22 protein-coding genes are annotated in these 19296 nt (G+C 71.9%); 8 read left to right on the top strand and 14 right to left on the bottom strand.

Annotated features, from left to right (window positions below; translation table 11 throughout):
• Positions 1-37: 37 nt before the first annotated feature.
• Positions 38-1933 carry an RICIN domain-containing protein gene (locus tag AQJ54_RS21980; protein ID WP_062239972.1) on the bottom strand — a complete coding sequence of 632 codons (1896 nt, stop codon included), beginning with the start codon at positions 1931-1933 and terminating at the stop codon, positions 38-40.
• Between the two features lie 337 nt (positions 1934-2270).
• Positions 2271-3203 carry a helix-turn-helix domain-containing protein gene (locus AQJ54_RS21985; protein ID WP_062239974.1) on the bottom strand — a complete coding sequence of 311 codons (933 nt, stop codon included), beginning with the start codon at positions 3201-3203 and terminating at the stop codon, positions 2271-2273.
• 69 nt (positions 3204-3272) lie between these two features.
• On the opposite strand from AQJ54_RS21985, the gene AQJ54_RS21990 reads away from it, so the two are divergent.
• The gene (locus AQJ54_RS21990; protein WP_062239977.1) at positions 3273-4064 is read left to right on the top strand and encodes a phytanoyl-CoA dioxygenase family protein; all 792 of its coding nucleotides are present in this window, start codon (positions 3273-3275) and stop codon (positions 4062-4064) included.
• Between the two features lie 113 nt (positions 4065-4177).
• Here AQJ54_RS21990 and AQJ54_RS21995 read toward each other — a convergent pair whose 3' ends face one another.
• The 5 genes from AQJ54_RS21995 to AQJ54_RS22015 all read right to left on the bottom strand — a co-directional run bounded on the left by AQJ54_RS21995 (position 4178) and on the right by AQJ54_RS22015 (position 7793).
• Complete coding sequence (locus tag AQJ54_RS21995; protein ID WP_062239980.1) at positions 4178-5149, bottom strand: aldo/keto reductase; 972 nt, start codon at positions 5147-5149, stop codon at positions 4178-4180.
• A gap of 58 nt (positions 5150-5207) precedes the next feature.
• Positions 5208-5771, bottom strand: coding sequence for a flavoprotein (locus AQJ54_RS22000; RefSeq protein WP_062239984.1), 564 nt, complete (start codon positions 5769-5771; stop codon positions 5208-5210).
• Between the two features lie 9 nt (positions 5772-5780).
• Positions 5781-6239, bottom strand: a complete 459-nt coding sequence (locus tag AQJ54_RS22005; protein WP_062239986.1) for a nuclear transport factor 2 family protein — start codon at positions 6237-6239, stop codon at positions 5781-5783.
• Between the two features lie 141 nt (positions 6240-6380).
• Positions 6381-6581, bottom strand: a complete 201-nt coding sequence (locus AQJ54_RS22010; protein ID WP_062239989.1) for a ferredoxin — start codon at positions 6579-6581, stop codon at positions 6381-6383.
• Between the two features lie 12 nt (positions 6582-6593).
• Positions 6594-7793: a cytochrome P450 gene (locus tag AQJ54_RS22015; RefSeq protein WP_062239992.1), complete on the bottom strand. Its 1200-nt coding sequence runs from the start codon at positions 7791-7793 to the stop codon at positions 6594-6596.
• A gap of 322 nt (positions 7794-8115) precedes the next feature.
• On the opposite strand from AQJ54_RS22015, the gene AQJ54_RS22020 reads away from it, so the two are divergent.
• Both AQJ54_RS22020 and AQJ54_RS22025 read left to right on the top strand, forming a co-directional pair.
• Positions 8116-8742 carry a LysE family transporter gene (locus AQJ54_RS22020; RefSeq protein ID WP_174856872.1) on the top strand — a complete coding sequence of 209 codons (627 nt, stop codon included), beginning with the start codon at positions 8116-8118 and terminating at the stop codon, positions 8740-8742.
• A gap of 102 nt (positions 8743-8844) precedes the next feature.
• On the top strand, positions 8845-9294 hold the full coding sequence (locus AQJ54_RS22025; RefSeq protein ID WP_062239993.1) for a nitroreductase family deazaflavin-dependent oxidoreductase: 450 nt from the start codon (positions 8845-8847) through the stop codon (positions 9292-9294).
• Between the two features lie 115 nt (positions 9295-9409).
• Here AQJ54_RS22025 and AQJ54_RS22030 read toward each other — a convergent pair whose 3' ends face one another.
• Positions 9410-10381 carry a cation diffusion facilitator family transporter gene (locus tag AQJ54_RS22030; protein WP_207917318.1) on the bottom strand — a complete coding sequence of 324 codons (972 nt, stop codon included), beginning with the start codon at positions 10379-10381 and terminating at the stop codon, positions 9410-9412.
• Between the two features lie 93 nt (positions 10382-10474).
• Here AQJ54_RS22030 and AQJ54_RS22035 point away from each other — a divergent pair, with 93 nt between their 5' ends.
• Positions 10475-11494 carry a glutathione S-transferase family protein gene (locus tag AQJ54_RS22035; protein ID WP_062240005.1) on the top strand — a complete coding sequence of 340 codons (1020 nt, stop codon included), beginning with the start codon at positions 10475-10477 and terminating at the stop codon, positions 11492-11494.
• A gap of 56 nt (positions 11495-11550) precedes the next feature.
• Positions 11551-11853: a DUF4235 domain-containing protein gene (locus AQJ54_RS22040; protein ID WP_020134811.1), complete on the top strand. Its 303-nt coding sequence runs from the start codon at positions 11551-11553 to the stop codon at positions 11851-11853.
• 197 nt (positions 11854-12050) lie between these two features.
• Here AQJ54_RS22040 and AQJ54_RS22045 read toward each other — a convergent pair whose 3' ends face one another.
• The 3 genes from AQJ54_RS22045 to AQJ54_RS22055 form a co-directional block, all read right to left on the bottom strand.
• Positions 12051-12443: a VOC family protein gene (locus AQJ54_RS22045; protein ID WP_062020390.1), complete on the bottom strand. Its 393-nt coding sequence runs from the start codon at positions 12441-12443 to the stop codon at positions 12051-12053.
• 76 nt (positions 12444-12519) lie between these two features.
• Positions 12520-12987: a pyridoxamine 5'-phosphate oxidase family protein gene (locus AQJ54_RS22050; protein ID WP_062240008.1), complete on the bottom strand. Its 468-nt coding sequence runs from the start codon at positions 12985-12987 to the stop codon at positions 12520-12522.
• 39 nt (positions 12988-13026) lie between these two features.
• The gene (locus tag AQJ54_RS22055) at positions 13027-13545 is read right to left on the bottom strand and encodes a GNAT family N-acetyltransferase (protein ID WP_062240510.1); all 519 of its coding nucleotides are present in this window, start codon (positions 13543-13545) and stop codon (positions 13027-13029) included.
• Between the two features lie 93 nt (positions 13546-13638).
• On the opposite strand from AQJ54_RS22055, the gene AQJ54_RS22060 reads away from it, so the two are divergent.
• Both AQJ54_RS22060 and AQJ54_RS22065 read left to right on the top strand, forming a co-directional pair.
• Positions 13639-14001, top strand: coding sequence for a DUF1304 domain-containing protein (locus AQJ54_RS22060; protein ID WP_030323082.1), 363 nt, complete (start codon positions 13639-13641; stop codon positions 13999-14001).
• Complete coding sequence (locus AQJ54_RS22065) at positions 13998-14561, top strand: TetR/AcrR family transcriptional regulator (RefSeq protein WP_062240011.1); 564 nt, start codon at positions 13998-14000, stop codon at positions 14559-14561. Before AQJ54_RS22060 ends, AQJ54_RS22065 begins: the two co-directional genes overlap by 4 nt.
• 12 nt (positions 14562-14573) lie before the next feature.
• On the opposite strand, the gene AQJ54_RS22070 is transcribed toward AQJ54_RS22065, so the two are convergent.
• On the bottom strand, positions 14574-15527 hold the full coding sequence (locus AQJ54_RS22070) for a GlxA family transcriptional regulator (protein ID WP_062240014.1): 954 nt from the start codon (positions 15525-15527) through the stop codon (positions 14574-14576).
• A 71-nt stretch (positions 15528-15598) separates the two neighbouring features.
• On the opposite strand from AQJ54_RS22070, the gene AQJ54_RS22075 reads away from it, so the two are divergent.
• On the top strand, positions 15599-16549 hold the full coding sequence (locus tag AQJ54_RS22075) for an NADP-dependent oxidoreductase (protein WP_062240017.1): 951 nt from the start codon (positions 15599-15601) through the stop codon (positions 16547-16549).
• 22 nt (positions 16550-16571) lie between these two features.
• On the opposite strand, the gene AQJ54_RS22080 is transcribed toward AQJ54_RS22075, so the two are convergent.
• Both AQJ54_RS22080 and AQJ54_RS22085 read right to left on the bottom strand, forming a co-directional pair.
• Positions 16572-17678, bottom strand: a complete 1107-nt coding sequence (locus tag AQJ54_RS22080) for an NAD(P)-dependent alcohol dehydrogenase (RefSeq protein ID WP_062240020.1) — start codon at positions 17676-17678, stop codon at positions 16572-16574.
• 85 nt (positions 17679-17763) lie between these two features.
• Positions 17764-19218, bottom strand: coding sequence for an aldehyde dehydrogenase family protein (locus AQJ54_RS22085; protein ID WP_062240022.1), 1455 nt, complete (start codon positions 19216-19218; stop codon positions 17764-17766).
• Between the last annotated feature and the right edge of the window lie 78 nt (positions 19219-19296).

Below are 19296 nucleotides of genomic sequence, written 5' to 3' on the forward strand. Positions count from 1 at the left end.
CCCGCCGCGCTCGACGAGCGGGAGGACCGGTCGGGGCTCAGTGCCTGCCGCCCCAACCACCGCCGTAGCCGCCGCCCCCGTACCCACCGCCGTAGCCGCCTCCGGGCGGGCCGCCCCAGGAGCAGGCGTACGGGTTGGAGGAGCAGTCCTGGCCCGACGGGGCGCTGCTCGACGGGGTCGGCGTGGTCTGCGGGGTGGGCGGTGCGGAGGTCGGCGTCGCCGTCGGTGTCTTCGTGGGCGCCGGGGCGGACTTCGGGGTCGGGGTGGGGCTGCCCTCCGCGTCCCAGTTGACCGCCTGCATCTGCGGCTCGGTCTTGGAGGTGTCGAACACCCAGCGCTGGGCGGAGCCCTCGTCGCGGTTCTTCAGGACCAGCGCGCCGGAGCCGTCGGTCGCGGCCGGTGTCAGGGCGAGGTCCTGGTTCCAGCGCGGTACGAGGGTGCCCTGGAGCGTGAAGTCGTAGCGGATGTTCTTGCCGCCGGGGCTGGTCTCGCCCGTGCAGAGCGCCAGGCGCACCGAGTAGCCGAGGTGAGAGTCCAGGCACAGCTGGGGGTCGGCCGCGCTGCGCAGCAGTCCGTCCGTCTCGTACGTCCACTGCTGGCCCTCGGCGCCGGAGCACTCGGCGAGTTGGGTCTCGACGCCCTGGGCGATCTCCTTGCCGACGACACCGACGCACAGCCCCGACTCGACGTTGTGCAGACGGCCGCGCAGGTCTCCCTTGCGGGCCTCGCCCGCGCCCGCCTGGGACGGATCGCCGGTCGAGGAGGCCGTGTCGGAGCCGGGCGCCTCGGAGGGACCCGCGGCGGACGCGTGGTCGCCGTCGGACGAACCGAGCGCGGACCACATGACCAGCGGCAGGACTATGAGACCGCTCACCGTGAGGACGGCGGCGGTGAGGTTGCGGCGGGAAGTGCGCCGGGCGGCACCCCGGTGGGCCGAGCGGCGGGAGGCCGCGCGGGCCCTGGAGCGCGGGCCCGGTACGGCGGGGTCGCCGGGCTCGGTCCCCTCGGGCGGAGTGGTGGGCGGCAGCGGGGTTCCGAAGGCCTCCGCCACGAACGGCCTGGCCGGCGCGTGCTGTCGGGCCTCCTGAGCGGCACCGGTGTCGTCGACGCTCATCCGGGAGGTCACGTAGGCGCCGGCGCCCCAGCCGAGCACCGCCTCGGCGAGGGCCAGGCCGAGGCCGCCGTTGAACTGGTGCAGCTGGTCGGCGGTGTGCATGCAGTGCCTGCACCGCTCCAGGTGCGCACGCAGATCGGGGTCGAGTTCGAAGCCGCCGCGCCGGTAGGTCACGTCGAGCAGCCGCAGGTAGTGCCGGCACTCCTGCTCGGGGGCGAGCTCGCGGTGCACCTGGAGGCACTCCTCGCGCAGCCGGTCGCGGGCGCGGCGGAGTTCGATGCCGGCGGCCTCCTCGTCCAGACCGAGGAGGGCCGCGGGGACACCGATGGGTTCCGCCTCGACCTCGGTGTGCCACAACAGGCAGCGGGCAGACTGCTGCAACCGCTGGAAGGCGCCGGACAGCAGCCGGCGGTCGTCGGGCGGCAGCAGCCGGGCCGCGACGCGCTCGCCGTCCCCCTCGGAGCGCAGCTCGGGGTTGAGCATCTCGCGCCGGCCGTCGGCGTCCCACTCGGCCGCGATGCGGCGGACGGTGACGAGCAGATGGGGGCGCCAGGCGGCGCTCGGTCCGGTCTGGCGCAGCGACTCCCCGAACAGGCGGGTGAACGCGGCCGTGGTCAGCATGCCCGCGGGGCGGGGACCGTCGGTGCACAGCCGGGCGTAGGCGAACGCGGCTTCCCAGTGCCGGTCGAGGAGTTCACCGACGGGTTGCAGGGCGGGAGTCGTACCGCTCCACTTCTTGAGCTCTGCGCTCAGCTGTTCGTCCGTGACGTCGTACGGACGAACCGGAGACGGGGAATTCGACAGGCCTGCGTCCTTCACGGCGGCATTTCCTCCCGAGGGCATGCTGCGTTGCATTAAGTCCATACCAATGGGTGCGTCCGCCCTTGTCCGCTCTTTTGAAGCATGAGGCGTACGGAGGGGGTCATGAGCACACAGGGGCGTCGAAATGTGCATTGTCTGTGTGCTGACAACGCACACCTTTGCACAGGTCAGGGACGCCCAACAAGTGATCTCGCGGATTTTCAGATTCCGCGTGCCGCGCGTAGATAGACGGTTCGTCAACACCCATTGGAAACAGGATTCAGTTAACTCCGCGAAGCGATCCAGGAAACCATTGAAGCGCCACTCCACGGCCTGTCCGGACGGCGTCGCGACGTCAGGCACCAACCATTGACCCGGCGGCACGGTAGGCGCCGGGCGGGGTGCCGTAGCGTTCGCGGAAGACGCGGTTGAAGTGGAAGGGACTGGCGAAGCCGGAGGCGGCGGCGACGCGTCCCACGGACAGGTCGGTGCTCTCCAGCAGCCGGGCGGCGTGCTGGAGCCGGGCCTCGCGCAGCGCCCGCATCGGTGAGTGCCCCTGCTGCCGGGTGAAGAGGTGGGCGAACCGGGACGGCGAGAGCGAGACCTCGGCGGCGAGCGACCGGACGGTGTGCGGGGCGCCGGGGTCGGCCTCGATCAGCTCCTGGGCGCGCCGCACCCGGGGATCCCCGCCGGCCGCCGCCCCGGTCCGGGTCCGGTGGACGGCACCCGCGGCGAGCAGTACGACCTCCTCCAGCGCGTTCAGGGCGAGTTCGCGGGCGGTGGCGCCGTGGGCGACGGCCACGGCGGCACGGTCGCCGACGGGCACAGGCCCGGGCGGGATGCCGGTGCCGGGTCTGCGGGCGTCGGCGAACATGCGGCGAAAGGCCGCCTCGACGCGGCTGCGCGGGTCCTCGCCGGTGGGGTCCGGGGCGACGGCGTACAGGCCGTCACCCCTGCCGTGCGGTGCCAGCCAGGCGGTCCAGGAGGGCCTGGCTCCGCAGTGCGCCCACCAGAACTCCCAATGGTCGCAGCCCAGTTGGACGCCGTAGCGGTGCGGGACGCCCGGGGCGAGCACCACGAGGTCCCCGGCGCCCGCAGCGGTCTCCGTCCGTCCCTGGCGCAGGGTTCCCCGGCCGCTCAGCGTCCATGTGAACAGCCAGCTGTCGGCGCCGTGCGGCCGCTGCACGGTGTAGCCGGGGAGTTCGTCGTAGCGGCCGACGACCACGAGGCCCGGCGGTGGGCCGGGGTCGCCCGGCGCGACAGTCCCGGGCAATCCTTCGGCGGTCATGGACATCCTCCTCACCTGCGCTGCGGCCTAGCGTGACGAGTGGAACACAGGTGACCAAGGAGGGGACACATGACCGTCACGGGCATCGAGAGCGGGGTCCGGCAGTTCGCGGAGGACGGCTTCACGGTCGTTCGCGGGCTCTTCGCACGCGAGGAGATCGACCGGCTGTGCGCGGAGTTCGCGGCACTGCACGCGGGCGGCCCGGTGCCGGGGCACTTCGAGCCGAGCGAGTCCACGGATCCGCTGCGCCGGTATCCGCGGGTGATGCAGCCGCACGAGATCAACACGCTCGCGCTGGAGATCCTGCTGGACGCGCGGCTGCGGGAGGTGCTGGAGTCGCTGCTGGGCGAGGAGGTGCTGGCCGCGCAGAGCATGTTCTACTTCAAGCCGCCGGGGGCGCGGGGGCAGGCGCTGCACCAGGACAACTTCTATCTGCGGGTCGAGCCGGGCACTTGCGTCGCCGCCTGGGTGGCCTGCGACGAGATCGACCGGGACAACGGCGGTCTCGAAGTCGTCCCGGGCACGCACCGCATGGACCTGTTCTGTCCCGAACTGGCGGACTCCGAGGTGTCGTTCGCGAGGGAGTACGTGGCGCCGCCTCCCGGGCTCGCCACGGTGCCCGTCGACATGGCGCCGGGCGACGTCCTGTTCTTCAACGGCAGCCTGGTGCACGGGTCACAGCCCAACCGCACGGCCGGCCGGTTCCGGCGCTCGTTCATCGGGCACTACGTGGGCGCGTCCACCGAGCGGATCGGGCACTACTACCGGACGCTGTCGATGAGCGGCGCGCGGGTGCCGCTGCCGGAGAGCGAGGGGGCGGGTCCGTGCGGGACGGAGTTCGCACCGCACGGACCGCACTGACCGGACGCGACGGACCGGCCGGGCCGGCCGGCCGGGTGCAACGGCCGTCCCCCACGGACCGGTCGGCGGCGGCGGGCCGTCCCCCACGGACCGGTCGGCCGGGAGGGCTCGCGTCAGCTGTGGCCGACCACCGGCCTGGCCGTGTACGGCGCCTCCAGCTCCTCGATCTCCTTGTCGCTGAGCTCGAGGTCCACGGCCGCCACGGCGTCCTCGATGTGGTGCGGCTTGCCCGCGCCCACGATCGGCGCCGCCACGGTGTCCTGGGCGAGCAGCCAGGCCAGGGCGACCTGGGCACGTGGGACGCCCCGGTCGCCGGCGATGCGGGTGACGGCCTCGACGATGCTGCGGTCGCCCTCCTGGTAGAGGCGGCTGCCGAAGTTGTCCGTGGCGCTGCGGTCGGTCACCGTGCCCCAGTCCCGGGTGAGCCGGCCGCGGGCCAGCGGGCTCCACGGCAGGGCGCTGACCTTCTGGTCGGCGCACAGCGGCAGCATCTCGCGCTCCTCCTCGCGGTAGAGGAGGTTGTAGTGGTTCTGCATGGAGACGAACTTGGTCCAGCCGTGCCGCTCGGCCGTGTACTGCATCTTCGAGAACTGCCAGGCGAACATCGAACTGGCCCCGAGGTAGCGCACCTTGCCGGCCTTCACCAGGTCGTGCAGGGCCTCCATGGTCTCCTCGACCGGGGTGTGCGGGTCGAAGCGGTGGATCTGGTACAGGTCGACGTAGTCGGTGCCCAGGCGCCTGAGACTGTGGTCGATCTCCGTCATGATCGCCTTGCGGGACAGCCCCGCCGCGTTCTGCCCGGACCGCATCCGGCCGTTCACCTTCGTCGCCAGCACGATCTCGTCGCGGTTGGCGAAGTCCGCGAGGGCCTTGCCGACGATCTCCTCGCTGGTGCCGTCGGAGTAGACGTTCGCGGTGTCGAAGAAGTTGATGCCCGCGTCCAGGGCCTGCCGTATCAGTGGCCGCGACGCCTCCTCGTCGAGGGTCCACTCGTGCACGCCGCGGTCCGGCAGGCCGTAGGACATGCAACCCAGACAGATCCGCGAGACGTCCAGGCCCGTCGAACCGAGCTTCACGTACTGCATCGTTGCTGCTCCTGCCTTCGAGAGGGGTTCGAAGGGGAGCGTACGGCTTCGAGGGCGATCAGGTCCCCCGTCCCGCGGCCGAAGCGGGTCCGTGCCGGGGCCGGTGCTGTTCGACCAGGTCCAGCGCCCGCTCCCACGCGAACTCCTCGCCCTCGGCGCCCTGGTAGGGATACCCGAAGCGCACGCCCATCCCCCGCAGCCGGATCAGGCTGTCCTGGTAGGCGGGGTGAGCGGCGAGGTCGTCGGAGACGCAGGTCAGGACGCCGATGGGGACGCCCCGCCCGGTCACCTCGCACAGCGTGCCCACGGCGAGGGTGTCGGCGATGCCCGCCGCCCACTTGTTGACGGTGTTGAAGGTGGCCGGGGCGACCACGACCGCGTCGGGCTCCGGGAAGGGCCGCGGCTCTCCGGGGCGGCGCCAGGCGGAGCGGATCGGATAGCCGGTCTGCGCCTCGACGGCCGCCGCGTCGAAGAAGCCGTCCATGGCGGTGGGCGTGGCGATGACCCCGACCTGCCACTCCCGTTCCTGCGCGGCGGTGATCAGCTTGCCGACGCCCGCGGCGATGCCGGCGGCGCAGACGACGACGTAGAGGAAGGGCGGTATCTCGTCCTGTTCGGTCACGCGGGAACCCTACTGAAGGGGGAGGGACAGTCCCCGCTCCGTCTCGGGCCGCGGACCGTGGATCCGGCGCTGCGCCTCCTCGATCGGCACGTCGTTGATGCTCGCCTCGCGCCGGGTCATCAGCCCGTGCTCGTCGAACTCCCACAGCTCGTTGCCGTAGGACCGCCACCACTGCCCCTCGGCGTCCCGGCACTCGTACTGGAAGCGGACCGCGATGCGGTTGCCGTCGTACGCCCACAGGTCCTTGCGCAGCGCGTACTCCCGCTCGCGGGCCCACTTGGCGGTGAGGAACTCGACGATCTCCGCGCGGCCGGTGACGAAGGTGCCGCGGTTGCGCCACACGGAGTCCTCCGAGTAGGCGAGCGCCACCCGTTGCGGATCGCGGGTGTTCCAGGCGTCCTCGGCGGCCTGCACCTTCTGGGCGGCGGTCTCGCCGGTGAAGGGGGGCAGCAGTGGGCGGTCGGTCATGTCATCCTCCGGGACGGCCGGGCGGGAACGTACGTTCTCACGTCGAGGAGTGGCCGTCCACGCAGAGGGCGGCGGGCCCACCCTGCGGCGCTGTGTCCGCCGGGGTGGGCCCGCCTTCCGCGGCACGCCGACCTGGCCGGGTCAGCCCGCCGTCCCCGACACCGTGATGGCGGCGACGGGGCAGGCGCGGGCGGCCTCGCGGGCCATGGGGTCTGCGCCGCCGTCCGCTCTGCCGGGCAGGAGTGTGCTGTAGCCGTCGTCGTCCTGGGTGAAGACGGCCGGGGCGGCCAGGGCGCACTGGCCCGCCCCGATACAGAGGTCCTTGTCGATGTCGATGTGCATGAGCGGGGCCTCTTACCAGGTCACGGGGAGTTCCAGCATCCCCTGGATCGTGTCGCCGGGCTTGAAGGGGATGTCCTCGGCCGGGGCGGCGAGGCGGAGCGTGGGCAGCCGGTCGAAGAGGGTGTGCAGGGCGATCTCCAGTTCGGCGCGGGCCAGGTTCTGGCCCAGGCACTGGTGGATGCCGAAGCCGAACCCGAGGTGGTGGCGGGCGGGCCGGTGCCAGTCGAGGGTGTCCGGGTCGGCGTAGACGGCCTCGTCGCGGTTGACGACCGAGGTCGAGACGAGGACCCCCTCGCCCGCCCGGATGGTCGTCCCGGCCACCTCGATGTCCTCCAGGGCCATCCGCAGCAGTCCGTCCGCGATCGACAGCATCCGCATGAGTTCCTCGACCGCCGCCGGGACCAGTGCCGGGTCGGTGCGCAACTCGGCCAGCCGGTCCGGGTGCTGGAGGAGGGTGAAGGTGCCGAGGGAGATCATGTTGGCGGTGGTCTCGTGGCCGGCGACCAGCAGGATGATCGCCAAGGCGATGACGTCCTGACGGGTCAGCTCGCCGTTCCGCAGCTGCCCGTGGACGAGTTCGTCGAGCACCCCGTCGCCCGGCTCCGGCCGCTTCTGCTTGTGGTCGATCAACTCGTCGATGTACTCCTCGAGTTGATCCCGCGCGTCCATGACGTCCTCGGCCGCGGGGCCGCGCAGCAGCCGCCGGGACTGCCCCTCGAAGAAGTCGTGGTCGACGTAGGGCACGCCGAGCAGGGCGCAGATCACGGTCGAGGGGACGGGCAGCGCGAAGGCGGTCACCAGCTCGGCGGGCGGCCCCTGCGCGATCATCGCGTCGATGCGCTCGTCGACGATCTCCTGGATGCGGGGGCGGAGCGCGGCGGCCCGGCGGAGCGTGAAACCGGGCACCATCATGCGTCGCTGGACCCGGTGCTCGGGGTCGTCGACGCCCAGCAGAGCCGTCCTCCGCTTCCTGAGACCGGCGAAGCGGGCCGTGGGCGCCGGAAAGCCGTCACGGGTGCGGTCGGTGGAGAGCCGGGGGTCGGCGAGCAGGGTCCGTGCGGTGTCGTGACCGGTGACCAGCCAGGCCTGCCGCCCGTCGAAGAGGGTGATCCGGGTCAGCGGGCGCGCGGCGCGCAGGGGGTCGTAGCCGGTGGGCGGGTGGTAGGGGCAGGTCCGGTCCTGGGGGAACGCGACAGGTTCCGTTTCCGTCATGGAAGACCTCGCAGACGAAGGGTGCGTCGTGCAGATCTTCATTAGATGCCCAGGGCACCTATTGGGGCGACGGGAAGTTCGGCCAGATCGGTGACGGCGGGAATCTGGCCGAGGACCGCCGCCGTGGAGCGGGAAACGGACGGCGGCCCTCCCGGCGCACGGGGCCCACCTCGGAAATGCGCTTGCCGTGGCCGGTTCCCGGCCCGCATGATCTGGCCATGCTGACGACCGAAGCCTTCCTGCCGCCGACCGCCACCGCCGTCCTTCCGGTGCGCGTCCAGCAGCAGCCCGGCCGACCGTGGGGACCTACGCTTCCGCGCTCGTGACCGCCGCGCTCGTCGCGGGGCTGCTCGCGGGATACGGCATCGCCGTTCCCGTCGGCGCGGTCGCGACCTACCTCGTCTCCCTCACTGCCCGCACGTCCCTGCGCACCGGTGTCTGCGCCGCGCTCGGCGTGGCCACCGCCGACGGGCTGTACGCCCTGGTGGCCACCGTCGGCGGATCCGCGGTCGCCGCGCTGCTGCGGCCGGTCCTGGACCCGCTGCGCTGGGCGGCGGCATTGGTCCTGGTGGTGCTGGCGGCACGCGGCGCGGTGACGGCCGTACGCGAGTACCGGGCCCGCCACCTCGCCACCCGCACCACCCCGCCGCCCCCGGGTCCGGGCCGTGCCTACCTGGGCCTGCTCGGCATCACCCTTCTCAACCCGACCACCGTGATCTACTTCGCGGCGCTGGTCCTCGGCACCCGGGCCGAGGAAGCCGTACGCCCCCTGGAACAGGGTGTGTTCGTGCTGGCGGCGTTCGTCGCCTCGGCGAGCTGGCAGCTGCTGCTGGCCGGTGGCGGCGCCCTGCTGGGGCGGACGCTGACAGGACACCGGGGACGTCTGGTGACGGCGCTGGTGTCGAGTGCCGTGATCACGGCACTGGCCGTGCGGATGGTCCTGCTGTGACAAGAGCCCGCCGCTGGGTATCCCGGTGGGGATGAATCCCGCACGCGACGATGTTGACGTCCCGTGCGGGATCCCGCAGCGGACGACTAGGAGAGTGGGAACATGCCTCTTGACGGCACGTACGAGCCCAGCCCGACCCAATGGGTGCGTGACCAGGTGGAGTTGTACGAGAGCTCCGGTGGTACCGAGGGGACCACGCTCCTGGACACGGGGCTGCCGGTCATCGTGCTGACGACGCGGGGCGCGAAGAGCGGCAGCATCCGCAAGACGCCGCTGATGCGTGTCGAGCACGACGGCCGGTACGCCGTGGTCGCCTCGCAGGGCGGCGCGCCCAAGCACCCGGTCTGGTACCACAACATCAAGGCCGAGCCGCTGGTCGAGCTCCAGGACGGGCCGGTGAAGCGGGACTTCAAGGCCCGTGAGATCACCGGCGTGGAGCGGGACGAGTGGTGGGACCGGGCCGTCGCCGCGTACCCACCGTACGCCGAGTACCAGACGAAGACGGACCGGGTCATACCGGTCTTCGTGCTGGAGCCCGTCGACGAGGGCTGACGTCCCTCGAGGACTGACGCCTCTCGGAGAAACTCTTCGGCTCCGAGAAGTTCTGCGTCTCCGAGAAATTCTGCGTCGAGGACGCATGGTCCGGTCACGGCCGGGCACCTGAGCGTCAGGCCCCGCCGCGTTCCCCCGTCGCGGCGGGGCTTTCCCGTGCCTCCTCGGCCGGCCGGTCGGTGACGTCGAGGAAGATCTGGTCCGCCTCGGTGACGATCCGGGCGACCGACCTCTTGATCCGTACGGCGACCTCCTCGACCCGCTCGCTGTCCAGGCCCGGCACCAGGTCGACCCGGGCGGCCACCAGCACCGAGTCCAGCCCCATCTTCATGGTGAACAACGCCTCCACGCTGTCGATCTCGGGCTGGGCATCCAGCAGCTCCCGGATCCGGGCACTGGCCTCCGGGTCGGCGGCCTCGCCGATCAGCTGCCCCTTGGCCTCGCGTCCCAGCCGGTAGGCCACGTACACCAGCAGCACACCGATGGCCAGGGACGCGGACGCCTCCCAGACGACCTGCCCGGTGACCATGTGCAGCGCCATGCCGACCATGGCCAGGGTCACGCCGAGCACCGCCGTACCGTCCTCGGCGACGACCGTGCGCAGGGCCGGGTCCCGCATGCCCTGGGCGGCGCCGCCCTGCTTGTGCACCTGGTGCAGCGCCCGCAGCAGCGAGATGCCCTCGGCGAGGAACGCGACGCCCAGCACGATAAGGCCCGCCACATAGCCGCTGAACTTCTCCTCGGCCCCGTTGCGCAGCGCCTCGACGCCCTGGAAGACGGAGAAGCAGCCGCCCATGACGAAGATGCCGACGGCCGCGATCAGCGACCAGAAGAACCGCTCCTTGCCGTAGCCGAAGGGATGGCGCCGGTCGGCGGGGCGGCGGCTGCGCTTCAGCGCGGCCAGCAGGAAGACCTCGTTGAGGCTGTCGGCGACGGAGTGCGCCGCCTCCGACAGCAGCGCGGGCGAGCCCGCGAGGATGCCTCCCACGGCCTTGGCGACCGCGATCACCAGGTTCGCCGCCAGCGCCACCAGCACGGTGACGCGTGTTTTCCGGTCCGCGTTTTCTTTCGTCGATGTCCCGCTCACCCTCGCCGATTGCCCACCGCCCGGGCACTCACACCGTGCCGACTCCCGAAAACGGGGAACGCGTCCACCAGGACGGCTCACACGGGAGGAAGCATGGACACCGCCGGCGACGGCAACAGCGCGTACGGCCACAAGGCGTTCAAACGGTCCAAGAGCCATTTCGCGGACCGGGTCACCGCCGACGCCCGGGACGGGTGGCCGGTGGAGGCCGGGCGCTACCGTCTCGTCGTGAGCCGTGCGTGTCCCTGGGCGAGCCGGGCCGTGATCTCACGGCGGCTGCTCGGTCTGGAGGACGCCCTGTCGATGGGGATCGCGGACCCGATCCAGGACGACCGCAGCTGGCGCTTCACCCTGGACCCGGAGGGCCGTGACCCGGTGCTCGGCATCCGCTACCTCAGCGAGGCCTACGACAAGCGGGAGAGCGACTATCCGGGCGGGGTGAGCGTGCCCGCGCTGGTGGACGTCCCCAGCGGGAAACTCGTCACCAACGACTACCAGCAGCTCACCCTGGACCTGGCCACGGAGTGGACGGCCCTGCACCGCGAGGGCGCGCCGGACCTGTATCCGAGGGCGCTGCGGGACGAGATCGACACGGTGATGGCGGATGTCTACGAGGACGTCAACAACGGGGTGTACCGGGCCGGCTTCGCCGCCGACCAGGAGGAGTACGAGGAGGCGTGTGCGGGCGTGTTCCGCAGGCTCGACCTGCTGACCCCGCGGCTGGCCCGGCAGCGGTACCTCGTCGGGGACACCATCACCGAGGCGGACATCCGGCTCTTCACCACACTGGTGCGTTTCGACGCCGTCTACCACGGTCACTTCAAGTGCAACCGCTGGAAGCTGACGGAGAACGAGGTGCTGTGGGCGTACGTCCGTGACCTGTACCAGACGCCGGGATTCGGAGACACGGTCGACTTCGACCACATCAAGCGGCACTACTACCAGGTGCACAGCGGTATCAACCCGACCGGCATCGTGCCGCTGGGACCCGATCTGTCGGGCTGGCTGACCCCGCACCACCGTGCGGAGCTGGGCGGCCGTCCGTTCGGCGACGGCACCCCGCCGGGGCCGCCTCCGGCCGCGGAGCAGGTGCCCGCTCGGGGACGTCCCTGACCGACGCCACACCCGATGACTCCAACGACTCGAACGACTCGAACGAGGAGATCCACATGGCCAAGAAGAAGAAGCTGAAGCTGCCCCTCGCCTACCAGCCGCTCGGGTTCGCGCTCGGCTGGTCGAGCGGCTGGCTGGCGGGGCTCGCCTTCCGCAAGACCTGGATGGCCATCCGGCACGAGGAGGACGCGCCGGACGCGCTGGACCGGGACCGCGGCTGGGGCGAGATCCTCCTCGCGGCCGCGATCCAGGGCGCCATCTTCGCCGCGGTACGCAGCGCGGTGGACCGCACCGGCGCAAAGGCCATCGAACGCTCCACAGGAGTCTGGCCGGCCTCGGAAAAGGGCGGCCGCGACTGACGCTGCGCGGGGCTTGAGCGGGTCGGCGGGGCCGTGCGGGAGCGGTTCGGGCAGGCGCGGCTGTACGTGAGCGTGGTGGACCGGCTCAACCGCGACCGACCGCATCCGCACCCGCACCCGCTGCACACGGTCCCGGCTGTCGCAGGTGGGCGCAGCCGGGACCCGCTCAGCCCCGTCCTCTCGGCATCCTGGGTCGGTCAGCCCTGTTTCGGGGCCGTCGGGGTGATCAGGCGGAGGGTGAAGGAGTGGCCGGCGGGGTCGGCGTAGCCGCGTTCCTCGAAGGGGCCCGCGGCGTCCTTCGTGTCCAAGGGCCGGCCGCCCAGTTCCACCACCTTGCGCTCGGCCTCGTCCAGGTCGTGCACGACGAAGTCGATGTGGGCCTGGAGGGAGTTCTCGGGGCGGGGCCAGCTCGGCGGTGTGGCGTTCACGTCGCGGCGGAAGGCCAGCCGGAAGCCGTCGGCCCCCCTGATCTCCACACGGTTGGCGGTGGCGTCCGTCTCCTCGGCCTCCAGCAGCTCCTTGTAGAACACGGCGAGTTTCTCGGGCTCGGCACAGTCGAGCACGACGAACCCCGCTTTCACCAGTGCCATGTCTCCTCCGAAAGGTCCGCCCCGAGGCGTCGTGCCCCGCGGCCCTGTTCCTTGCGGATATCCCGGCACGGCCGATTCAGTCGGCGACCAACCACCGGCCGTCCCTCATGAGTTCACGCCCCGTGAGCTCGTTGGCCTCCCGCCAGGCCTGTACGCGCTGCGGGGTGACACGGAAGTACAGGTAGGGCGTGGTCAGTCCGCGGGGGTCGAAGCCGGTGCCGGCCGCGAACCGGTCCCCCTCCTCCTCCCCCAACTCGGCCTGCGTCACGGTCTCGACGGTGCCTTCGATCATCACGACGTCCCGGGTGGGCCCGAGACCGAGCCGCACTCTCCCGGTCGCCCTCAGGTTCCTGCCGGTGGGGCTGTCGGCGGGGGTCGCCAGGAGCAGGGTGGAGCCGTCCCAGAGGAACGAGAGCGGAACGAGATACGGCACCCCCGAGCCGTCGTCCGGCGCGGTGGCGACCCAGACGTCCTCGTCGTGCTCCAGTCGGTGCAGGGTGTCCTTCTTGCGCTGCTCGGCGGAGCGGGCGGGCTGCGGGGTCATGGGCACTCGGTCCTTCTGCTCGGGCGTCAACTGGCCTGCTCAGTCTCGTCGTTCACCTCCCCCTCCCACCTCCTCCTTTCGACCTAGGACGGATCGCAGTGTCACCGCGTGCGCCCCGAACCCCTGGCGCTCGTAGAAGCGGATCGCGTCCGGGTTGGCCGCGTAGGCGGCGACCTCCGCCTGGGTGGCCCCCCGCGCCTCGGCCCAGGACAGGAACTCCGCCACCAGCCGGCCGCCGACCCGCCCGCGCCGATGGGCCGGCCGGACGTACAGGGCGTTCAGCGTGGCCGACTTCACGGGCCGTACGGCCGAGGGTTCGGTCAGGGTGCCCGTCAGGTGGCCGACCACCTCGCCGCCGTGATCCACCGCCAGCACGAGCCGCGCCGGGTCCGCGAGGGCTGCCGCGAACGACTCCGCCCCGTGCCGGCGCGGCCAGTCCACATCGACGCTCGGATCCCTGGTGCCGGCGTCCTCGGCGAACAGGCCCGCGCTGGAGGCGACCAGTCCCGGGATGTCCTCGGGGCGGGCCGGGCGGACGGTCGGCTCGTGATCAGTCATGGTCCGCACCGTAGCGGCCGGCACTGACAGTGGACTTCCTGGACGAGTGTCCAGCTATAGTGGACACACGTCCAAGAAGTGAGGGAAGAGCTGATGGAGATCCTGGCGAACGTGCTGGTCGGCCTGGTGGCGGCGCTGCACGTGTACATCCTGGTGATGGAGATGTTCCTGTGGCAGAAGAAGCCGGGGATGTCCTTCCACGGCTTCGACCCGGAGATGGCCCGGGCCACCGCCGCCATGGCAGCCAACCAGGGCCTGTACAACGGCTTCCTCGCGGCGGGCCTGGTCTGGGGACTGGTCGCCGGTGATCCCACCGGGTTCCGGGCGCAGGTCTTCTTCCTGCTGTGCGTGATCGTCGCCGGCGTCTACGGCGCCGCCACCGCCAACGTCCGCATCCTCTTCGCCCAGGCGTTGCCCGGCGCCGTCGCCCTGGCCGCCGTCCTCGTCGCGCAGTGACCCGCGCCGCCCCCGAGGACCCGCGAGCGGCGCGCACCCGCGCAAGACTGCGGGAGGCGCTGCTCGCGGAGTGCGCCGAGCGTCCGCTGGAGGAGGTCGGCGTGGCCGCCCTGGTGCGGCGCGCAGGGGTCGGCCGGGCCACCTTCTACGTCCACTACGACGGCCTGGAGGCGCTGGCGGTCGACGCGTGCGCGGACGTCGTACGGGATGCCGTGGAGGCACTGCACGCCTGGCGCGGGCGCCCCGACCCGGTGCACGCGCCGCCCGCGCTCGGGGAGTTCTTCACCTCGCTCACCCCGCACTCCGCGCTGTACCGGGCCCTGCTCACCCCGGGCGGCGGCGGTCCGCTCGGCAGGGTGCTGCACCGGGACCTCAGGGCCCACAGCCTGCGGGAGCGGGAGTTCGCGGGCGCGGCCGACGCCCCCCTGGTCGCCTCCGCGGTGGCGGCGACCTTCGCGGGTGTCCTGGCCGACTGGCTGCACGGCCTGCTCGACGCGTCCGCCGGCGAAATCGCCGACCAGGTCTGGCAGTTGCTGGTCGCCCTGCACGCCAGCCGGTGAGGCCGGCTCGGTTCAGCGTGCCGCGGCGGTCTGGAACGTGCGCCGGTACGCCTGCGGGGACACCCCGATCGCCGCGTGCAGGTGCTGGCGCAGGGAGGCACCCGTGGCGAAGCCGACGCGGCCGGCGATCTGGTCCACCGAGAGGTCGCTGGACTCCAGGAGGTGTCGCGCGCGGGCCACGCGCTGCTGGATCAGCCAGCGGCCGGGGCTGAGGCCGACCTCGTCGTGGAAGCGGCGGGCGAAGGTGCGCAGGCTCATCCGGGCGTGGGCGGCCAGCTCGGCCAGGGTGAGGGGCTCGTTGAGCCGCTCCAGCGCCCAGACGCGGGTCGCGGCCGTACTGGCGGCGCCCTGCTCCGGTACCGGCTGAGCGATGTACTGGGCCTGACCGCCGTCACGGAAGGGCGGGACGACACAGCAGCGGGCCACCCAGTTGGCGAGTTCCCCGCCGTGGTCCGCGCGGACGATGTGCAGGCACACGTCGACCCCGGAGGCCGCACCGGCCGAGGTGAGGATGCGGCCGTCCTCGACGAAGAGCACGTCCGGGTCGAGGTCCACCTGCGGGAACATGCGCCGGAACTGGTCGGCGAGGGACCAGTGGGTGGTGGCCCGGCGGCCGTCGAGCAGTCCCGCGGCGGCGAGCACGAAGGCACCGGTGCAGATGGAGACGATACGGGCGTCGGGGCGGACGAACTCCAGGGCCGCCCGGACGGCGTCCCGCAGTTCCCCGCTCACCCGACCGGAGTCGACGGGGGCGATCACCACGGTGTCGGCCGTGCCGAGCAGCTCGGGGCCGTGCTCGACCCCGATCGTGAAGTCCGCGTTGGTGCGGACCGGGAGGCCGTCGACCGAGCAGGTGAAGACCTCGTACCTGCCGCCGGCGGCGTTGAAGATCCTGGCCGGGATACCCAGCTCGAACGGGTAGACGCCGTCGAGCGCCAGGACCACGACTCGTTCCACATGCACCATGGCACGATTCTATCGGATGTTGGCAATCATGCCATTTTCTCGGCGGGCGGCTCCCGGCAGGCTGGTCGACCATGAGCACTGTGAACACCATGCGAGCCATCAGTCAGGACACCCTCGGCGGTATCGAGGTCCTCAAGGAGATCGAGGTCGAACGCCCCGCGCCGGGGCCCAACCAGGTGCTGGTCCGGGTGCGGGCGGCCGGCCTGAACCCGACCGACTGGAAGCACCGCGCCAACGGCGGCTTCCTCGGCCGACCGCCGTTCGTCCTCGGCTGGGACGTCTCCGGCGAGGTCGAGGCGGTCGGCATCGGAGTGGCGACCTTCGAGCCGGGCGACGAGGTCTTCGGCATGCTGCCCTACCCCTACGGCCACGGCTCGCACGCCGAGTACGTCATCGCGCCGGTGCGGGCGCTCACCCACAAGCCGGCGTCGATCGACCACACGCAGGCCGGCGCGCTGCCGCTGGTGTCCCTGACGGCCTGGCAGGCCCTGGTGGAGAACGCGGACCTGCGGCCGGGGCAGCGGGTGCTGATCCACGCGGCGGCCGGCGGGGTGGGCCACGTGGCGGTGCAGATCGCCAAGGCCCGGGGCGCGTACGTGATCGGCACGGCGAGCGCGGGCAAGCACGACTTCCTGCGCGAGCTGGGCGTGGACGAGGCGATCGACTACCGGGAGACGGACTTCGCCGAGGTCGTCAAGGACGTCGACGTGGTGCTGGACACGCTCGGCGGGGAGACGTCCGTGCGGTCGCTGAAGGTGCTGCGGCCGGGCGGGATCGTGGTGTCGATCCTGCCGGTCGGCTCGGACGAGTTCGGCAAGGAGGCCGAGCGGCTGGGCGTCAGGGCCCTGCGGATGCTCGTGGACGCCGACCGCGCCGGGATGAACGCGATCGTGGACCTGGTGGAGAAGGGCGAACTGCGCGCCACGATCGAGAGGACCTTCCCGTTGGCCGATGCCGCCGAGGCGCATGCGCTGGGCGACACCGGCCGTACGACGGGGAAGCTGGTCCTGGTGGTCGACTGACCGCTGGTCTGCGGTCGGCCGCTCAGAACGTCAGTACGGGCTTGATCGCCTTGCCCGCGCTCATGTCCCGCACCGCCTGGTCGATGTCCGCGAACGGATAGGTGCTGATCAGGCGGTGCAGCGGCAGCCGCCCCTCCTTGACCAGGCGGACCAGGGCGGGGATGAAGCTCTGGGTCTCGGCGTCGCCGAGGGTGAGACCGACGACCTGCTTGCCGCCCAGCAGCCCGTTGACGTCCAGGGAGACCTCGCTGCCGAACGGCGGGGCGCCGACGACGACGACCGTGCCGCGGGCGGCGAGCGCGTCGACGCCCTGGCGCAGCACGGTGACGTTGCCCGTGGTCTCCACGACGCCGTCCGCGCCCCGGCCGCCGGTGATCCGGGCGAGCGCATCGCCGAGGTCCTCCGCGGCCGCGTCGACGGTGTGGGTGGCGCCCAACTCCTTTGCCAGCGCGAGGCGTTCGCCGACCCGGTCGACGGCGACGATCGTCGTGGCGGGGGTGAGGGCGGCGGCCATGACCGCGGACAGGCCCACGGCTCCGGCGCCGAGGACGACGATCGTGGAGCCGGTGAGAGGCTTCAGCACGTTCCACACGGCGCCGACCCCGGTCTGCACTCCGCAGCCGAGCGGGGCGATGGACTCCAGCGGCACGTCCGGGTCGACCTTGACGAGGCTGCGCTCGTCGACCAGGGCGCGCTCGGCGAAGGAGGACTGGCCGAAGAAGTGGCCGCCGAGCGGTTCGCCGTCCCGGCTGAGGGTGCTGGAGCCGTCGGCCCGGCGGCCGCCGAGGAGGTTCAGCGGCAGCCAGGTCGCGCAGTAGGCGGGGTGCCCGCCGTCGCAGTTGCGGCAGTCGCCGCAGGAGGTGAAGGACAGCACGACGTGGTCGCCGGGGGCCACGCCGGTGACGGCGGAGCCGACGGCCTCGACGACCCCGGCACCCTCGTGCCCGAGGACCCCGGGCAGCGGGAAGGGCAGTCCGCCGCTCGCGACACCCAGGTCGGTGTGGCACAGACCGGTGGCGACCAGGCGGACCACGGCCTCGTGCGGCCCGGGGTCGTCGAGGGTGACGTCGGAGAGGGTGAAGGACGCGCCGCCGGACTCGACCACGGCGGCACGGGTGGTGATGGGCATCGTACGGACTCCTTGGGCATGCTCGGCCGAGGGGGGACGCTCGGTCGAGAGGGGACGCTCGGTCGAGGGCGAATCCTGGGAAGGCTCAGTCGAGCGAGACGACGACGGACTTGACCTTGGTGTAGGCGTCGAGCGCCTCGGGGCCGTACTCGCGCCCGTAACCGGAGTCCTTGACCCCGCCGAAGGGCACCGCGGGGTCGAGCATCGCCCAGTCGTTGACCCAGACGATGCCCGCCTGGAGCCGGTCGGCGACCCGGTGGGCGCGGGCCAGGTTGGTGGTCTGCACACCCGAAGCCAGGCCGTACGGCGTCGAGTTGGCGAGCTCGACCGCCTCGTCCTCGGTGTCGAAGGGCTGCACGGTCAGGACCGGTCCGAAGATCTCCTCCTGGACCACGCGGGAGTCGTTGGACAGGTCGGCGATCACCGTGGGCTTGTAGTAGAACCCGCCGTCGAGGTCGAGGCGTTCACCGCCGCAGACGATCCTGCCGCCCTCCTTGCGGGCCAGCTCGACGTACTCCTCGACCTTCTTCAGATGCTTCTCCCCGGCCATCGGGCCGACGACGGTCCCGGGGTCGCGCGGGTCGCCGACCGGGACCCCGGGCACGGCGTCGGCGAGGATGCCGAGCAGGGTGGCGTAGACCGGCCGGGCCACCAGGAGGCGCGGGCCGCCCATGCAGAACTGGCCGGTGTTGAAGACGAACGCCTTGATGATCGCGCCGACCGCCTTCTCCAGGTCGGCGTCCTCGAAGACGAGGTTGGCGGCGTTGCCCCCGAGTTCCATGGTGACCGGCTTGAGGGCCTCGCCGGCGGTGGCCGCGACATGGCGGCCGATCGCGGTGGAGCCGGTGAAGGCGACCTTGTCGACGCCGCGGTGGCGGAGCAGGGCGTCACCGGCGACCGGGCCCGTTCCGGTGACGACGTTGACGACTCCGTCCGGGACTCCGGCCTTCCGGAGCAGTCCGGCCATGTAGAGGGCGCTGAGCGGGGTCTCGTCGGCGGGCTTGTGCACGACCGTGTTCCCGGCGGCGAGCGCGGGCCCGATCTTCGAACCGGCCAGGATCAGCGGGAAGTTGAAGGGGGTGATGGCGGCGACCACACCGAGCGGCTCGCGCTTGGTGTAGGCGAGGGCGTTCATGGGGGTGTCGCGGACCGCGCCGTCCAGGGAGTGCGCGAGGGCGGCGAAGTGCTCGTAGTCGTTGGCCGCGTTGGTGATGTCGACGGCGTGGCACAGCGAGATCGGCTTGCCGACGTCGAGGCTCTCCAGCCGGGCGAGTTCGTCGGCGTTCTCGCGGATCAGCTCGGCGACCCGGTACAGGATCCGGCCCCGCTCACGGCCGCTGAGGCCGGACCAGGTCCCGGCGTCGAAGGCCTCCCGGGCGGCGCGCACGGCCGCGTCCACGTCGGCGGCGCCGGCCTCCGCGACGGTGGTGACCACCGTGCCCCGGGACGGGTCGATCACCTCGGTGCGGGCGCCGTCGGCGGCTTCGCGCCACCGGCCGCCCACGAAGAGCCGTCCGGGTTCGATCTCGATGGGGGACATCACCGCTCCTCAGCATCGTCGCCAAGATTTCAACAAACAGGATTCCTGTTGGTTCGCAGTCTCTTTACAGACAGGTTT

Origin of the sequence: Streptomyces griseorubiginosus, assembly GCF_001514195.1 — a bacterium.
In the GTDB taxonomy this organism is placed as follows: domain Bacteria; phylum Actinomycetota; class Actinomycetes; order Streptomycetales; family Streptomycetaceae; genus Streptomyces; species Streptomyces griseorubiginosus.